The 14,645-nt window shown below is 65.5% G+C and carries 11 protein-coding genes; 4 read left to right on the top strand and 7 right to left on the bottom strand.

The window, feature by feature from the left end; all coding sequences use genetic code 11:
- Positions 1 to 289: 289 nt before the first annotated feature.
- The 4 genes from PAN31117_RS06965 to PAN31117_RS06950 are packed head-to-tail and all read right to left on the bottom strand — an operon-like array spanning position 290 to position 4,513.
- Positions 290 to 1,600, bottom strand: coding sequence for an MFS transporter (locus PAN31117_RS06965; protein ID WP_150737542.1), 1,311 nt, complete (start codon positions 1,598 to 1,600; stop codon positions 290 to 292).
- Positions 1,597 to 2,787: an amidohydrolase family protein gene (locus PAN31117_RS06960; RefSeq protein ID WP_150737541.1), complete on the bottom strand. Its 1,191-nt coding sequence runs from the start codon at positions 2,785 to 2,787 to the stop codon at positions 1,597 to 1,599. The genes PAN31117_RS06965 and PAN31117_RS06960 overlap by 4 nt, the downstream gene beginning before the upstream one ends.
- A complete protein-coding gene (locus PAN31117_RS06955; protein WP_150737540.1) occupies positions 2,784 to 4,268 on the bottom strand; it encodes a sodium:solute symporter family protein in 1,485 nt (494 codons plus the stop codon). Before PAN31117_RS06955 ends, PAN31117_RS06960 begins: the two co-directional genes overlap by 4 nt.
- Positions 4,265 to 4,513, bottom strand: coding sequence for a DUF3311 domain-containing protein (locus tag PAN31117_RS06950; protein ID WP_150737539.1), 249 nt, complete (start codon positions 4,511 to 4,513; stop codon positions 4,265 to 4,267). The genes PAN31117_RS06955 and PAN31117_RS06950 overlap by 4 nt, the downstream gene beginning before the upstream one ends.
- 373 nt (positions 4,514 to 4,886) lie before the next feature.
- Between PAN31117_RS06950 and PAN31117_RS06945 the strand changes: the two genes are divergently transcribed.
- The 4 genes from PAN31117_RS06945 (at position 4,887) to PAN31117_RS06930 (ending at position 11,253) form a co-directional block, all read left to right on the top strand.
- Complete coding sequence (locus PAN31117_RS06945) at positions 4,887 to 5,708, top strand: GntR family transcriptional regulator (protein WP_246188946.1); 822 nt, start codon at positions 4,887 to 4,889, stop codon at positions 5,706 to 5,708.
- 211 nt (positions 5,709 to 5,919) lie between these two features.
- Positions 5,920 to 7,221 carry a UDP-N-acetylglucosamine 1-carboxyvinyltransferase gene (locus PAN31117_RS06940; protein WP_150737538.1) on the top strand — a complete coding sequence of 434 codons (1,302 nt, stop codon included), beginning with the start codon at positions 5,920 to 5,922 and terminating at the stop codon, positions 7,219 to 7,221.
- 436 nt (positions 7,222 to 7,657) lie between these two features.
- Positions 7,658 to 8,443: a response regulator transcription factor gene (locus tag PAN31117_RS06935; RefSeq protein WP_246188964.1), complete on the top strand. Its 786-nt coding sequence runs from the start codon at positions 7,658 to 7,660 to the stop codon at positions 8,441 to 8,443.
- Entirely contained in the window at positions 8,440 to 11,253 is a 2,814-nt protein-coding gene (locus tag PAN31117_RS06930) for a hybrid sensor histidine kinase/response regulator (RefSeq protein WP_150737536.1), read from the top strand. Before PAN31117_RS06935 ends, PAN31117_RS06930 begins: the two co-directional genes overlap by 4 nt.
- 83 nt (positions 11,254 to 11,336) lie before the next feature.
- On the opposite strand, the gene PAN31117_RS06925 is transcribed toward PAN31117_RS06930, so the two are convergent.
- The 3 genes from PAN31117_RS06925 to PAN31117_RS06915 all read right to left on the bottom strand — a co-directional run bounded on the left by PAN31117_RS06925 (position 11,337) and on the right by PAN31117_RS06915 (position 14,581).
- Positions 11,337 to 12,683, bottom strand: a complete 1,347-nt coding sequence (locus PAN31117_RS06925) for an MFS transporter (RefSeq protein ID WP_150737535.1) — start codon at positions 12,681 to 12,683, stop codon at positions 11,337 to 11,339.
- An 89-nt stretch (positions 12,684 to 12,772) separates the two neighbouring features.
- A complete protein-coding gene (locus PAN31117_RS06920; RefSeq protein ID WP_150737534.1) occupies positions 12,773 to 13,426 on the bottom strand; it encodes a DUF4286 family protein in 654 nt (217 codons plus the stop codon).
- A 201-nt stretch (positions 13,427 to 13,627) separates the two neighbouring features.
- Positions 13,628 to 14,581, bottom strand: a complete 954-nt coding sequence (locus tag PAN31117_RS06915; protein ID WP_150737533.1) for a LysR family transcriptional regulator — start codon at positions 14,579 to 14,581, stop codon at positions 13,628 to 13,630.
- Positions 14,582 to 14,645 lie beyond the last annotated feature (64 nt).

Here is a 14,645-nt window from a genome sequence, read left to right as displayed (position 1 = left end):
GTTCTCCCCTGGTTTCCGGCAGCACGCAGCCAACCTGGCCCAAGGGGCGCTTGTCCCTGATCTTGCTAAGCTCGAACCACCGAGGGAACGGTTTGGGCCGGGAGCGACGGTCTCGCGACGAAGCTCCGCTGCGACATCACACGATGAGCCATCTTAGCGCGGATTGCGTAGGTGCTCGCATGATTTTTGCATCGCACCCACCTGTCTCGCGTGCGCAACGCACGGGACGATTCCCGAACTCATCAATTACTCATCGACGCCACCGCCAGAGCACGACTGGCATAGGGCGTCAGGCGCGTTGATGCTGCCCGGTGTGCCCGTCGCGCGACAGACCCAGCGCCGACGCATAGCCCTGCGGATCGAAGCGCCAGGTCAGTGCGATCAGCGCCACGTTGAGAACGATGAGTCCGATCCACGACGGCATGAAGCTGCCTGTCATCGCCATCACCGCGCCAGACGCAAACGGTGCCACAGCGGCGATGCAAAAGCCCACGCCCTGCATGAACGCCGCGAGCGCGGCCGCATGACGCGGGTGCGCATGGTGATCGAGCGCCAGTACCAGTCCGAGCGAAAAGGTGCCGCCCAGTCCGAAGCCGATGCCACCGATCCACCACCACGGCGCGGCATCCGGTGCCACGACGAGACCGCCCAGACCCGCGAGTGTGGCGGCCAGCGCGAGCGTCAGCCACCGGCGACGGTCGACATTGCGCCGCGCCAGCCATGGCAACATCAGCGCCGCCACGACCTGACACGCCGTCAGTCCGGCGAGCAATGTGCCGCTTTGCGTCGCGCTCATGCCGCGCTGCTGATAAAACGGCGGCAGCCACGCAACCATCGTCGTGTAAGTGCAGTTGATGAGACCGAAGTAGACAGCCAGCGTCCACGCACGATGCCTGCGCAACAGGTCGAGCATCGACGGCGGCTTGCTGGAAGTGCCGGACGTTGTGGACGTTGTGGACGCTGAAACGTTTGAAGCCACCTGCTGCGTTGCGGCACGGCACGCCGCACGCAGATCCTCGGCCGTAGCGATCGGGTGCCCGGCCGGAGTGACGGCATGCGCCTTCAGCGGCGCGCGCCACCACGCCAGCGCCGCAGCGCCGACGACCGCAAGCCACATACCTAACCCTACGCGCCAGTCGCCCGCCTCGGACGCCGCCCACGGACTCGCCGCCGCCCCGAGGCCACCACCGCCCATGAGCGCAGCGGAGTACAGCCCCATCATCGACGTCATGCGCGCCGCACTGTAGTTCGCCTTCACCACCCCCGGCAGCAACGCCTGAATGATGGCGATGCCGATGCCCGACGCCAGCGCCGTCGCGATCATCATCACCGTATCGTCGGCGAAAAAGCGCACGCTACAGGCTAGCGCAAGGGCCGCCAATCCGAGCAAGACACCCCGACGCTCGCCGAAGCGACGCGACAGGCCGCTCGCCACGAATGCGCCCGCCCCCATCGCCAATACCGGCAGCGACGTAAGCAGCGCCGCCACGGGATAGGTCATGCCGGTCGCCTCGCGAATTTGCGGCAACAGCGGACTGATGGAGGTAAGCGTCGGTCGCAGCGTCAGCCCGACTGCGACAATGGCCAGCCAAAGCGTCATACCACCACGCCTTCGTTCACTACAACGTGGCCGTTCGCAACCACCCAGCGACGCGGCGCACGCGTCACGATGGCCTGCGCGGCGTTCAGCGCATCGACCAGCACCAGATCGGCGCGCGCGCCAACATGCAGACCGTAGCCGTCGAACCAGCACGCACGTGCCCCCTGATGCGTCACGCAATCGAGCGCGATGTCCAGTTCGTCGTCGCGACGCAGGTTGTAGCGCAGCCCGATCATCATGGCGCGCTCCAGCATGTCGGGCGAACCGTACGGCGTCCACGTGTCGCGAATACCGTCGTTGCCGCCCGCGAGCGTCACCCCCGCACGGCGGCATGCCATGAGCGGCGGCACGATGCGCGACGGCGGTGCCGTTGTGATGAGCGCCACACCAGCATCGGCCAGACGCGCGAGCAATGCATCGGCGCGCGCAGCGTCGAGTTCGCCCAGACAGAAGGCATGCGAAACCACGACCTTGCCCTGCATGCCCAGCGCCACAATGCGCTCAAGCATCAGCTCGAACGAGAACACGCCCATCTCGCCCGGCTCGTGCAGGTGGATGTCCACAGGACATCCATGCTTGTCGGCGAGCGCGAACATCGCGTCGAGCGACGCCTTCGGGTCGCGGTCGATGGCACACGGATCGAGCCAGCCGAGCACGTCGGCCCCGCGCGCGAGCGACGCATCGAGCAACTCCACGGTGCCCGCGCGATCGAGTACGCCCGATTGCGGGAACGCCACGATTTGCATGTCGAGCGTGTCCGCCAGCGCCTCGCGTGTGGCCAGCACCCCATCGAGATGACGCAGACCCGCGTCGGTATCGATATCGACGTGGGTGCGCAGCCGCGTGGTCCCTGCCGCGAGGAACGCACGGCCGAGCGCCAGCGACGCGGCCGCCGCATTGTGGCCGCTCGTGGCCCGCCACCGACGCTCGTTGTCGATGCGGTCGACGAGTCGCGAGCCGCATTCGTTCACGTACCAGGGCATGCCCCATGTCGTCTTGTCGAGGTGCGTGTGCGCCTCGACCAGTCCGGGCATCAGCAAAGCGCCGCGCGCATCGATCCTGCGAATGCTGCCGTCGACCGATCCAGGCAACGACGGCCCGATGGCCGCAATCTTGCCGTGCTCGACGCGCACATCCACCGACGTGCCGTCCAGCCCGCGCGCATTGCGAATTTCCAGTGTTGTCATACTTTCCTCAAGAGTCCTGCTTCGGCCTCGCCGTCAACATTCCGGGCGCGCGTCAGCATGCTCACCGTGACGAACGTCACCGCGTTCACTGCCAGCGCCACCAGCCCCATGTTGATCGACGCCACGGTATCCGACGCGCCGGGCAACATGCGCAGCGTGACGTCGAACCCGACGGCCGCCAGCAAGACGAGCGCGCCCGCGCCGATCCCTGCAAACGCGCCGTACTTGTTGCCGAACGGACGCGGCAGCAAACTCGCCACGAACGACGGGAACAACTGCGTGAGCAGGCTCGATGCAAACAGCGCCAATGCCACGAACGTCGCGCCGCCACGCAGCACGAAGAACACGGCCACCAGACCGAAGACCGGCAGCACGCGCTTGGCGAGCTTGCCGACCATCGCTTCGCTCGCCTGCGGCGCGAAACCGTCGCGATAAATGTTCTTGGCAATCAGCGTCGACGCATTGAGCAAGATCATCGAACCGGGCACCAGCGCGGTCAACACCCCCACCCCGCCGATCACGCCGACGAACCACGGCGAGAACGTCTGCTTGACGATGCGCAGCAACGCCAGATCCGAGTCCGCACCGGTCAGTCCCGGCACTTGCAGAATGGCCGCGAAGCCGACGAAGAACATGAACGCAATGACCATCTGATATAGCGGCATCAGAATCGTATTCTTGCGCACGGCGCTCTCTGTCTTCGCCGCATACACCGACGTGAAGACGTACGGATACAGGTAGTAGCCAAGCGACGTGAGCAAGATCGTCGAGTTGTACCAGGACAGCGTCAGCCCGCTCGTGGGCATCTGCAGGAAGCCCGGACGCGCGGCCTCGATGCGGTCGAACATCTCGCCAAAGCCGCCGAAGTAATGCAGCGGCAGATAGATGCCAAGGAAGATCGCGATCACGAGGATCAGGATGTCCTTATAAATCGCGATGCTCGCCGAGCCATGAATGCCCGACACGGTGATATAGACCACCATCGCAATAGCGCCGCACCAGATCGCCACGGCCGGGGGAATCGTGCCGTACGACGCTTCGGACACGATGATGCCCAGCCCGCGCAGTTGAATGATAAGCAACGCGCTCATGCCCAGCACGGCCACCAGCGACACCACCACGCCCAGCGCCCGTGACCGGTACGCCGTGGCGAAGAAGTCGGAGAACGACACGCAGTTGTGCTTTGTCGCATGACGCCACGCTGCGGGCAACATCCAGTAGCCGAGCAGGTACGCAAGCGCCCCGTAGGCGAGGATGTAAAACGCGGGCGGTCCCTTGCTGTACGCCCACCCGCTCGCGCCCAGAAACGTGAACGTCGAAAAGGCTTCACCGGCCATCAGCAGGAACACAAGCAGCGTGCCGAAGCCACGACCGCCCACCGCCCATTGTTCGAGGCTCATCGTGCGTCCGCGACGTGCGCGCAACCCCACGAAAAGCGCAAAAGCCAGAAACGCCGCGATGACGGCAAGCGCGGCGTTCATGATGCGGCTCCGTCGTGGTCGCGGCGCTCGCCCGAGGCCTGTTGCGCGGTGCGCTGGGCCGCATCGCGCGAACCGTCGAAGCGGAACATCACGAGCATGACCACCGACGTGAGCAACAGCCACACGATGTTCCACGTCATCAGAAAAGGCAGCCCGGCCAGCCGGGTACCCACGTGTTCGGCAAGCCAGCCGCCGCTGTAAAAGGCTGCGATGGGAAGCGCAGCCAGGCAATGTACGGGTTTCATGACGTCTCCAGACCCAAAGGATTCATAAGGCGGCCGCTCGTTTGCAATCTCGGCGGCCTGATGCGTTCGTTGGTTTTGCCCATGTCGTCGCCGTCAGGGTCAATGGCACAACATGGCGATTTGCCATATCATCAACCAAACAACAATAAATGGTTAACCATTTTTGTTGACCATTATCGGTAACGATTTTCCGAAATGCAAGGTCGCGCAGCCCCGACGGTCGAAACCTAGGGTTTTCCGGAGGATGGGCATCGTGGGAAGGTGGGTGTCGACAGGCGATGTCACGCCATATCGGATGGCCCGGGGCGGCAGGTACAATTCGCTCCACGCCCACGCACTTTCATGCGAAGCGTCAAATTTCAGGAGATCAGGCTTGAGCCGCACCGCAGCACCGCCCTCGTCCACCGCCGCGTCTGACGACGCACTCCGCGTACAGGCCGCCCCCATCACAGGGCCGGACCCGGCAGCGGTCGACGTCGAGGGAGACGGCGCGCCGGGCAGCGCAGGTCAGCAGATCGAGGCCCGCGTGTACGCCGCGATTTCGCAGGCGTTGCTCTCGGGCAAGCTCCGGCCGGGGATGCCGCTGCGCGAACGCAATCTGGCGCAGGCGCTCGATTGCACGCGCGGCGCAGTGCGCAAGGTGCTCGCGCGGCTTGGCTTCGAGGGCAAGCTGGTACTCGAACCCAATCGCGGCGCGTTCGTGCCGCAACCCTCGCTCGACGACATTCGTCAGACCTACCGGGCGCGACGCGTGCTGGAAACCGGTGTGATCGCAAGCATCTGCGGCCGATTGAGCGACGCGCAGCTCGCGGCACTCGATGCCCATGTCGAGACCGAAGCGCGCTCGCACGCCGAAGGCACGCATGAGCGCTCGATCCGACTCGCCGGTGAGTTTCATCTGAAGCTGATCGGCATGGCCGACAGCGTGGAACTCGACGCGTTCGCGCACCAGCTCGTCGCCAAGACGGAGCTATACAAGGCGCTGTACGACCCGGCGGAATTCATGCATTGCGCGCCCACCGAACACGCGCAGCTCGTGAGCCAGTTACGTGACGGCAAGACGCAGGCGGCCATCTCGCTGGCGGCCGCGCACCTCGACGAACTCGAAGCGCGGGTGCTCACGCGGGCTGCGGCCGCCGAGACGCCGGACTTCCGCGCGATCTTCGCCGAAGCGTTCGCGGGCGCGGTGTCCTGACCGGGCGTAAAACCGAGGCGTCCCCGACACCGACAACCTCGCCCGTCAAGGGACTCGGGGCAGCGCGGCAATCCCACCACGCCTTGGGGGTCGCGTGGCACACACGCGCGATTCGGGGGTATATTGCGCCTGATCGCGACGGGCCTGCGGCCCGCCTGCCAACTTCGCCCCCCGCTCGAACGTACTAAGGCACCAAGCCCGAAGGAAGCCCATGTCCCATCTGGTAGTCCACGGCGGCCAGCCGCTACGCGGCCGCATCACGCCCTCCGCCAACAAGAATGCCGTTCTCCCGGTGCTATGCGCCACGCTGCTGACCGACCAGCCTGTGCGCCTGATCGGGGTGCCCGAGATCACCGACGTCCGCAAGATTCTCGACATCTTCCGTCAGCTCGGCAGCGACGTGAGCGTCGATTTCGACGCCGGCATTCTCGACGTCCACCACCTCAATACGAAGTTCGATCCGCGCACCGACCATCTGCCCGAAGAGATGCGCTCGTCGATCATGCTGGTGCCGCCGCTGCTCGCGCGTTTCGGCGTCGCGCGCATCGAGGACAACATCAAGGGCTGCACGCTCGGCGTGCGCGAGATCGATCCGCACATCGAAGTGCTGCGTCATTTTGGCGGACGTGTCGAGCGCACCGCCGGCTCGCTGCTGATTCACGCGGACGATGCCCGCCCCGCGATCCATCACTGGCTCGACTACGCCTCGGTGACGACCACCGAGAACTTCGTGCTTTGCGCCGCCACCGCGAAGGGACGCTCCCAACTGAACAACGCCGCGTCCGAGCCGCACGTGCAGGAGTTCTGCCGCTTCATGCAGATGCTGGGCGTGCCCATCGAAGGCGTCGGCACTTCGCAGTTGGCGATTGAGGGCGTCGAGCGCTTCGGCGGCGGCGAATTCCGCTTCGCCGAGGACTTCCACGAAATCACCACGTTCCTCGCGCTCGGCGCGATCACCGGCGGTGAGATCACGGTCAAGAACACGGCCCCCGATCAATTCCCGCTGATCGACCGCACGTTTGCGAAGTTCGGCATTAAGGTCGAGCACCGCGACGGCTGGTCGACGGCCACGGCGCAGGGCAAGCTCAAGGTGCAGACCCCGTTCACGCAGAACATTCTGACGAAGGTAGAAGCGGCCCCGTGGCCGTACTTCCCGGTCGATCTGCTGCCGATCTTCATCGCACTGGGCGTGAAGGCCGAAGGCAGCGCGATGTTCTGGAACAAGGTGTATGACGGCGCGATGGGCTGGTCGACGGAGCTGTCGAAGTTCGGCGCGCACGTGTTCCAGTCCGACCCGCACCGGCTGATCACGTTTGGCGGCGTGCCGCTGTCGCCCGCCGTCGTGGAAAGCCCATACATCATTCGCGTGGCGATTGCCCTGCTGATGGTGGCGGCGAGCATCGACGGTCAGTCGACCATCAAGAACGCGCAGCCGATCCGCCGCGCCCACCCGCGCTTCGTCGAGAATCTGTGCTCGGTCGGCGCGAACGTGGTCTGGACGGCACCCGAGTAAGTCTCCGACCTGCACCGGCGCCCCCCCGGGGGGCCGGGCTCGCCCTGCGGCACACGCCAGCGGCAGACGACCCCCCGATCACCTACACGCCGGTCGTCCGCCGCTGCGAACCCGACGGTTGACCTTACCTGAGCCGGTACGGCGCGCCATGACTTCACCTTTGCCCGACGGCATCTCTCGTTTGCCCGACGGAAATTTATTTCCCGCGCGCCGATATTCGCCCCGGATCGGTGCGGCGCGTTCAGACGAATGTGAAAGAATGGCGACCATCATGAGCGATCGTCACCTGCCCCCGCAGTCGTCTGCCACGTCCGCCACGCCTGCTGCTGTGGCGACGGCAGCCCCGCGTCAGAGCGGCGCATGGCCTGCGTCGCCGCATGCCCGTCAGCTGTCGGGTGTGCGCGTACTAGTCGTCGACGACAATCAGGAAGACCGCATGCTGCTGATGGACTTCCTCAGCCAGCAAGGCTGCCGGGTCTACATCGCACAAGACGGACGCGACGGTTACACCAAAGCGCGCACCGTGCAGCCCGACCTGATCCTCATGGACATCCGCATGCCGGTTTGTGACGGTCTGGGCGCGTGTCGCCTGCTCAAGGCCGACCCTGGCACCCGGCACATCCCGCTCATCTTTCTGACGGCGGCCGCCTTGCCCGGCGAGCGTGTCGCAGGCCTGTCGGCCGGCGCGGTCGATTACGTCACCAAACCGTACGATTTCGAAGAAGTCCGGCTGCGGCTGTCGATCCATCTGAAGACGACGTCGTCTGCGCCCGTCCATGGCGCAGCGCCGACGGCCACCGTCACCACTGCGACCGACACCGACAAGCCCATGCCTTTGCCTGTGCAGGCCCACACGCTGGACGCCGTGCTGTTTCGCGCCACGCGTGCACTGCTGCTCGACCAGCTCGGCACGACGCCCGAACTGGCCGGTCTGGCGAGCGCCGTCGGCACGAACACGCGCCGTCTCAATCTCGCGTTCCGCCGCTGTGTCGGCGTGACGGTGTTCGACTTCCTGCGCGAAGAACGCATGAAGGAAGCCCGACGCCTGCTCTCAGAGACGTCGCTTGACGTGCAGGACATTGCGAGCGCCGTGGGTTTCGCCAGCGCCGCCAACTTCGCTACCGCGTTCCGCGAGCGCTTCGGCATGCCGCCCAGCGGGTTCCGCGAACAGGGCGCGCAGACGTATGTCGCCCCCGACAATTCGGGATCGACGCAGGCATGAGCACTGCGCCGTCGGACTTATCGGCGCACGTGACGCGCCGGTCCTCCTCGCTCCCTTGCGTCGGGTTGACGCGCATCGCGCTCACGTTCGTTGCACTCGTCTTGCTGGTCGTGGCATTCTGCCTGCCGGGCACGGCGGCCGCCGCTATAGCCGCCACTGCCACGAACGTCGCACCTGCCGCCGCTCAGACCATCCCGAAGTTCATCGATCTCGCCCACGCGCCGTCACCGCTCAAGCTCGACAGGCAGCTACGCCTGCTCGAAGACCCGACCCGACGCCTCGATGCCACGCAGGCACTCGCTGCACCCGGCTGGCGTGATGTCGTGCCAAGCATGCTCAATGCGGGCTACAGCCGCTCGGCGTTCTGGCTCACCGGCAACGTCTCGAATCCGAGTAACGAACCCGTCACGCGGTGGTTGAGCGTCGGCATCGTGCGACTGGAGGATGTGCGCTTCTACGCGATGCCGTTCGGTGCGAAACAGCCTGCCCACACGTGGCGTGCCGGGCACACCGTGCCGCTCGATCAACACCCTATCGTGTCCGAAACGTCGGTCTTCCCGATCACGCTCCTTCCGGGGGAACGGCTTACGTTTCTCGTGCGCGTGGAGACCCGCTCGTCGGTGAGCATCGTGCCGCAGTTCTGGCAACCGGACGACTTCCGTCAGTCCGAATCGCGCAACGCCATGATTGCCATGCTGCTCGCCGGTTCGATGATCTCCATCGCGCTCTATGCGTTCGTGCTGGGCATCGCCCGCCGCGATCCGGTGTTCGTGCTGCTCGCGCTCACGACCATCACGCAGGTAGCGCAGGACATGGCGTTCCAGGGCTTCCTGTATCGCTATTTCCTGCCGCAGGGCGGCGAGTTCATCGTGCGCGCGCCGAGCTTCTTCTCGACGCTGACCGCCGGCGTATTCACTGCGATGTTGATGATCTTCACGGGCCTTGAGCGAGTGGCACTGTGGCGCTGGGTCTATCGCGCAATGATCGGCGTCATGGGGTTCATGGCGCTGTGGGTGCTGTTCGGCGATCACCGTGTGGCCGCCTTCATGCATCTGCAACTGCTCACCGTCTTCAACGTGATCTGGGTCGCCTCGCTGGCCGACGGCTGGCGACGCGGGTCCAAGAACGCACGCCTGAGCCTGCTCTCGTTCTCGCCCGGCTGTCTCGTTCTGTTCTGGCGACTGGCGATCATCAACGGCCTGCTGCCGGAGGACTGGCTCGCCAACACCGCGATGGCGTGGAGCACCAATTTCTCCGTGCTGCTGATGCTCACCATCATCGTGGCCGGACGCTCGCGCGAACTCGTTCGCGAGCAGCGCGCCGCACAGCGCGAAGTGCTGCAAACGCGCCGCGAAGAACAGGCGCGGCTGGCCAATGCCGTCGACACGCGCACGCGCGAACTGCAAGCCGCCCTCATCGCCGCAGACGAAGCCAACAGCGCGAAGAGCGACTTCCTCGCGCGCATCAGCCATGATCTGCGCACGCCGCTCACGTCGATCATCGGTTTTGCCGATCTGGTGCAATCGGGCGGACGCGAAGATGCCGACCGGGGCCGCATCATCCGTCGCAGCGCGCATCACATGCTCGCGATGGTCAACGACCTGATCGAATACGCGGGCGGTGGCGCGGCCGACGCGCTGCACGTCGCTCCCGTCTACACGCACGCGTTCGTCGACGGCATGGCGCACGAAGGCATGAGCCTCGCGCGCAAGCACGACAACGCCTTCCTGCTCGACGTGCGTGCGCCGCTGCCGCCGCTGCTCGCCTTCGACGCCAAGCGGGTGCGCCAGGTGCTCGGCAATCTGCTCGACAACGCGGCGAAGTACACCTCGGACGGCACGATCACGTTGTCGCTGTCCGCCACCCCCGATGCAACACGTGCAGACATCGTGCATGTGAGCTTCGGCGTGGAGGACTCGGGCTGCGGCATCGCAAAGGACGACCTTCCGCGCGTGTTCGAGCCGTTCGCCCGACTCGACCGCGCGCGGCGTCTGCCCGGCGTGGGGCTGGGACTTGCCATCGTCAGGCAATGGATCGAGCGCATGGACGGCACTATCGTGATCGACAGCCAGCCCGACGTCGGCACGAAGGTGACGTTCACCTTACCGCTGCGCGTGGCGCGCGAAGCGGATCTCGTGCCGCAATCGTTCGCAGGGGCCACGCACGCCTTGCCGCCGCTCGACGGCACGGGGTATCACATCTGGCTCGCCGAAGACTCCCCGGAAATCCGTCAATTCCTGCATGACGAACTGGCCAGTCTGGGCTTCACCGTGAGCACCTTCGGCGACGGCGTGGCGCTCATCGCCGCGCTGGGCAATCCCGAAGCGCCGCAACCGGACCTCGTACTGACGGACCACATGATGCCCAACGCCGACGGACTGGCGGTGACACGCGCCGCACGCCGCCGTTGGCCCGATGTGCCGGTGCTGGCCGTCTCCGCGTCGCCGCAAGTAGTCGCGGGCGCTGGCAGCGAGAGGGAAGGCAGCGAGCACGGCTATGACGCGTGTCTGCTCAAGCCCGTCGAACTGGCAGACCTGCGCAACACGCTGGCGCGTCTGCTCGACCTGCAACGTGACGAGGCACCGGCCAGCGAATTGGAGCAGGAGCGCGCCATGGTGCGTCCGCCGCGCGAGCGGCTGGTGGAAGCCCGTCAGTTGATCGCGATGGGGGCGATTACCGATCTGATGGACTGGTCGCGAGATCTCAGCACACAGGCCCCGCAGTACGACGTCTTCGCCCGTCACGTCCATCAACTCGCGCAACGTGGCGATCTCGCCAGTCTCACGGAGTTGTGCGCGCCGACGCAGTGAGACAGTGCGCTGCCGATAACGACGCCCCAAACGACGACGGCACGCCCGAGAGCGTGTCGCCGATTATCTGACGTCGGTGTACGTCAGTCGCGAAGCGGCTTGTGGGCCGTCTCCTTCGCCGCGAACAACGCGATGGCCGTGATCGCGAGCGCCACCGTCACGTACAGAGACACCGACAGCGTCGTGCCGTACTCCTTGTACAGACTCACGATGATCAGCGGAGCGAAACCACCGCCGAGAATGCCCGCCAGCGTGTAAGCCAGCGACGAACCGGCATAGCGCACGCGCGTCGGGAACTGCTCTGTGACGAACGCCGCCTGCGGCCCGTACATGATCGCGTGGATCACGAGACCGATGACCACGGACAGCACGATCAGCGCCGGGCTCGACGTGTCGAGCAACACGAAGAAACCATAGGCCCAGATCACCGCACACAGCACGCCGAAGCCATACACGGGACGGCGGCCCAGCTTGTCGGAAAGCGCACCGAACAGCGGCACCGTCAGCGCATTGAACGCGGTGCCGACGAGCACCGCCGTGAGCGCCAGCGGACGCGACAGGTGCAGCGTGCCGGTCACATACGTCAGCGTGAAGACGACCATCAGCGCGTAGAGCACGTCCGAGCCGATACGCGAGCCGCCAGCGACCAGCAGGTTGCGCCAGTGCTTGCGGAAGACGTCCGCAATCGGCATTTCCGCCTGACGGTCCGAATGCTGCATCTCTTCGAACATCGGCGTTTCCTCCACGCCACGACGCACCCACAGACCGAACGCCACCAGCACGAGGCTCAGGAGGAACGGCACGCGCCAGCCCCAGGCGAGAAACTCGTCCGGCGATATCGACAGCGTGATGAGCGCAATCAGACCGGTCGCGAGCAACGTGCCGAACGACGGCCCGACCTGCGTCCACGATGCATTCAACCCACGCTTGCGCTGATCGCCGTGTTCGACCGAGAGAAGCACCGCGCCGGCCCATTCGCCACCCAGCGCCACACCCTGCACGAAACGCAACGCGACGAGCAGCACCGGGCTCCAGATGCCGATCGAGGCATAGGTCGGCAGCAGGCCCATCAGGCCCGTGGTCAGGCCCATGACGACGAGCGTGAGCACTAGGACCGCACGTCGTCCGATCTTGTCGCCGAGGTTGCCGAACACGAAGCCACCCAACGGGCGGGAGACGTAGCCGACGGCGTACGTCGACAACGCGAGGATGGTGCCCGCGAGCGGGTCCATCGAAGGGAAGAACAGATGGTTGAAGACAAGTGCGGCAAGCGTGTTGTAGACCGTGAAGTCGTACCACTCAAGCGTGGTGCCGACCATGCTGGCCGTGGCCAGCCGGCCCTTGTTCGCGCCTTGTTTGGCGGGCGCGGCAGCGGCATCTGATCCGGTGCCGGTGTCCCGTGCGTTCCGGGTGTTCGAATACGTTGTCATGGATGTCTCCGGGGGTGCGCGGGGTCAGCCGGGTAGACCGACCCCGTGAGAGGGGAGCAAAGCAAACGAAGGGCGCGAGGGGCGCGACGTCAGTCGTCGTTGGCACCGAGACGCCACAGCATGGCGAAGCGGGTCACTTCGCTTGCGGGCAGGCCGTAACTCGCCGCCAGCGTTTCGGCGGCGATACGTACGGCGTCCGGATCGGTGCCTTCGATGAGCACGACGGCGTCGGCCGGCGGCAGTGCGGCGTCCTTCGCCGTGAGCGAGACGGAAAGCGTGGGCACGGTGACCTGGAGCGTGGCGCGCACGATGCCATCGCCCTGCGCGATTTCGGTGAGTTGGGCGTCGAGGCGCGGCCGCGCCTGCGCCACGGCCGCTTCCGTCAACACGAAAGCAGCGAGCATGCCGCCCTGACCTTCACCGGCTTCTACATCGAGCGTACCGACGCGGCGTTGCGTGCCCTGCATGCGCGCGAAGTTGCGCAGCGACCATTCCGTCTGATGATTGAAGGCCTGCGCATACGGCTCGCTGGTGAACACACCGGCGTCCTGCGTGCAGTACAGCGCGAGGTACGGACGTGCGCTGTCATGCAGCGCCTTGAAGCGCCGGGCGAACTGGAAGCCCGGAATCGCGACGCGCTCCTGCATGTGTTCGCGGTCGTACCAGCGGTTGAAATCGGTTTCGAAGGCCGGATCGATATTCGTCCAGATACAGAGTTGGGCGCGCGGGGCAGTCACAGTCATGAGGCATCCATCGGTGTCGACAATCGGGGGCCGGCCGGTGTGCGCCGCTAAGCAGCGTCAGCACGCATGAGGCCGACCGTCCATTTGAGTGTGCAAAACGATGGAGGGAGCGTCCAACAAGAAATCAAATTCGCGGCAACAGCAAATTCTTATGACCGGCCCCAAATCCTTGCCGGGCGGGGCCTTCGTGCGCCGGGTGGCTCAGGCGTCGGTCGCGCCCCATGCCGGGGCGGTCATGGCAGCGGCGGGGGGAATCGCGATATCTGGCCCCATGTTCAGGGCGAACTCGCTGGCCGTGCGCTGCGCCAGACGCGCCACGTTCTCGGCGAGCAGCGCGCCCGTGCGGAACGAGCCGACCAACGGCAGATTGGGAAAATTGGCGTTCACGCGCAGCAGATGCAGGCTGTGCTCGCCCAGTTCGCGCTGGATGATGGCGGGCGGCAGCATCGCCACCCCGAATCCGTCGGCCACCAGCCGGATGATCGCCGCGACCGACGTCATGCAGTTCACTCGTACCGGCCGCTCGGCGGCGACCGAGAACATGCGCTCCAGCGTCTTGTGCGGCCCGGAATTGCGCGAAAAGCTCACCAACGGATACGCGGCCAGATCGGCCACGTCGAGCGTTTCGCCCTCCAGATTGAGCTTGGGGCTCGCGACCCAGCGCATCGGGAATTCGGCCAGCGGCAGGTTTTCCACGCCAGCACCGTGTTGCATATCCGTCTGCAATACGAGATCGAGTGTGCCCGCCTCCAGTTGCTTGCACAGATTGATGGTCGTCTCGCTCGTGACCTCGATTTCGAGTTGCGGGTATTCGCGGTGAATGCGCGCCGCCAGATCCGGAAACCAGCTGTGCACGATGGACTCGACGACGCCGATTTTGAGCACGCCCGGCGGCATGTCCGGATCGGTCAGTTCCCGCTTCATCTCCTGCCCCAGCATGACGATGCGCTCGGCATACGCCAACGCTTTCTGGCCTGCGGCCGTGAGCGTGACCTCGCGCGCGCTCCGGTCGAACAGGCGCACGCCGAAACTCTGTTCCAGCGACGCGATCCGGCTCGACACCCCCGCCTGCGTCGTGTGCAGACGCTCGGCCGTCAGCCGGAAATTGCGCAGCTTGGCGAGCCAGACGAAGGTTTCGAGAAAACGCAGATTCATGCGGGAAAGGAACGTAGACGTGATGGCTCGCCTACGCAGAAGTCTTGGGGAAATGCCCATTTTA

The sequence above is a fragment of the Pandoraea anapnoica genome, assembly GCF_902459765.1.
GTDB classification, from domain to species: domain Bacteria; phylum Pseudomonadota; class Gammaproteobacteria; order Burkholderiales; family Burkholderiaceae; genus Pandoraea; species Pandoraea anapnoica.
The sequence above is the reverse complement of the archived record's forward strand: the minus strand, read 5'-3'. Positions and strand labels throughout refer to the sequence as shown.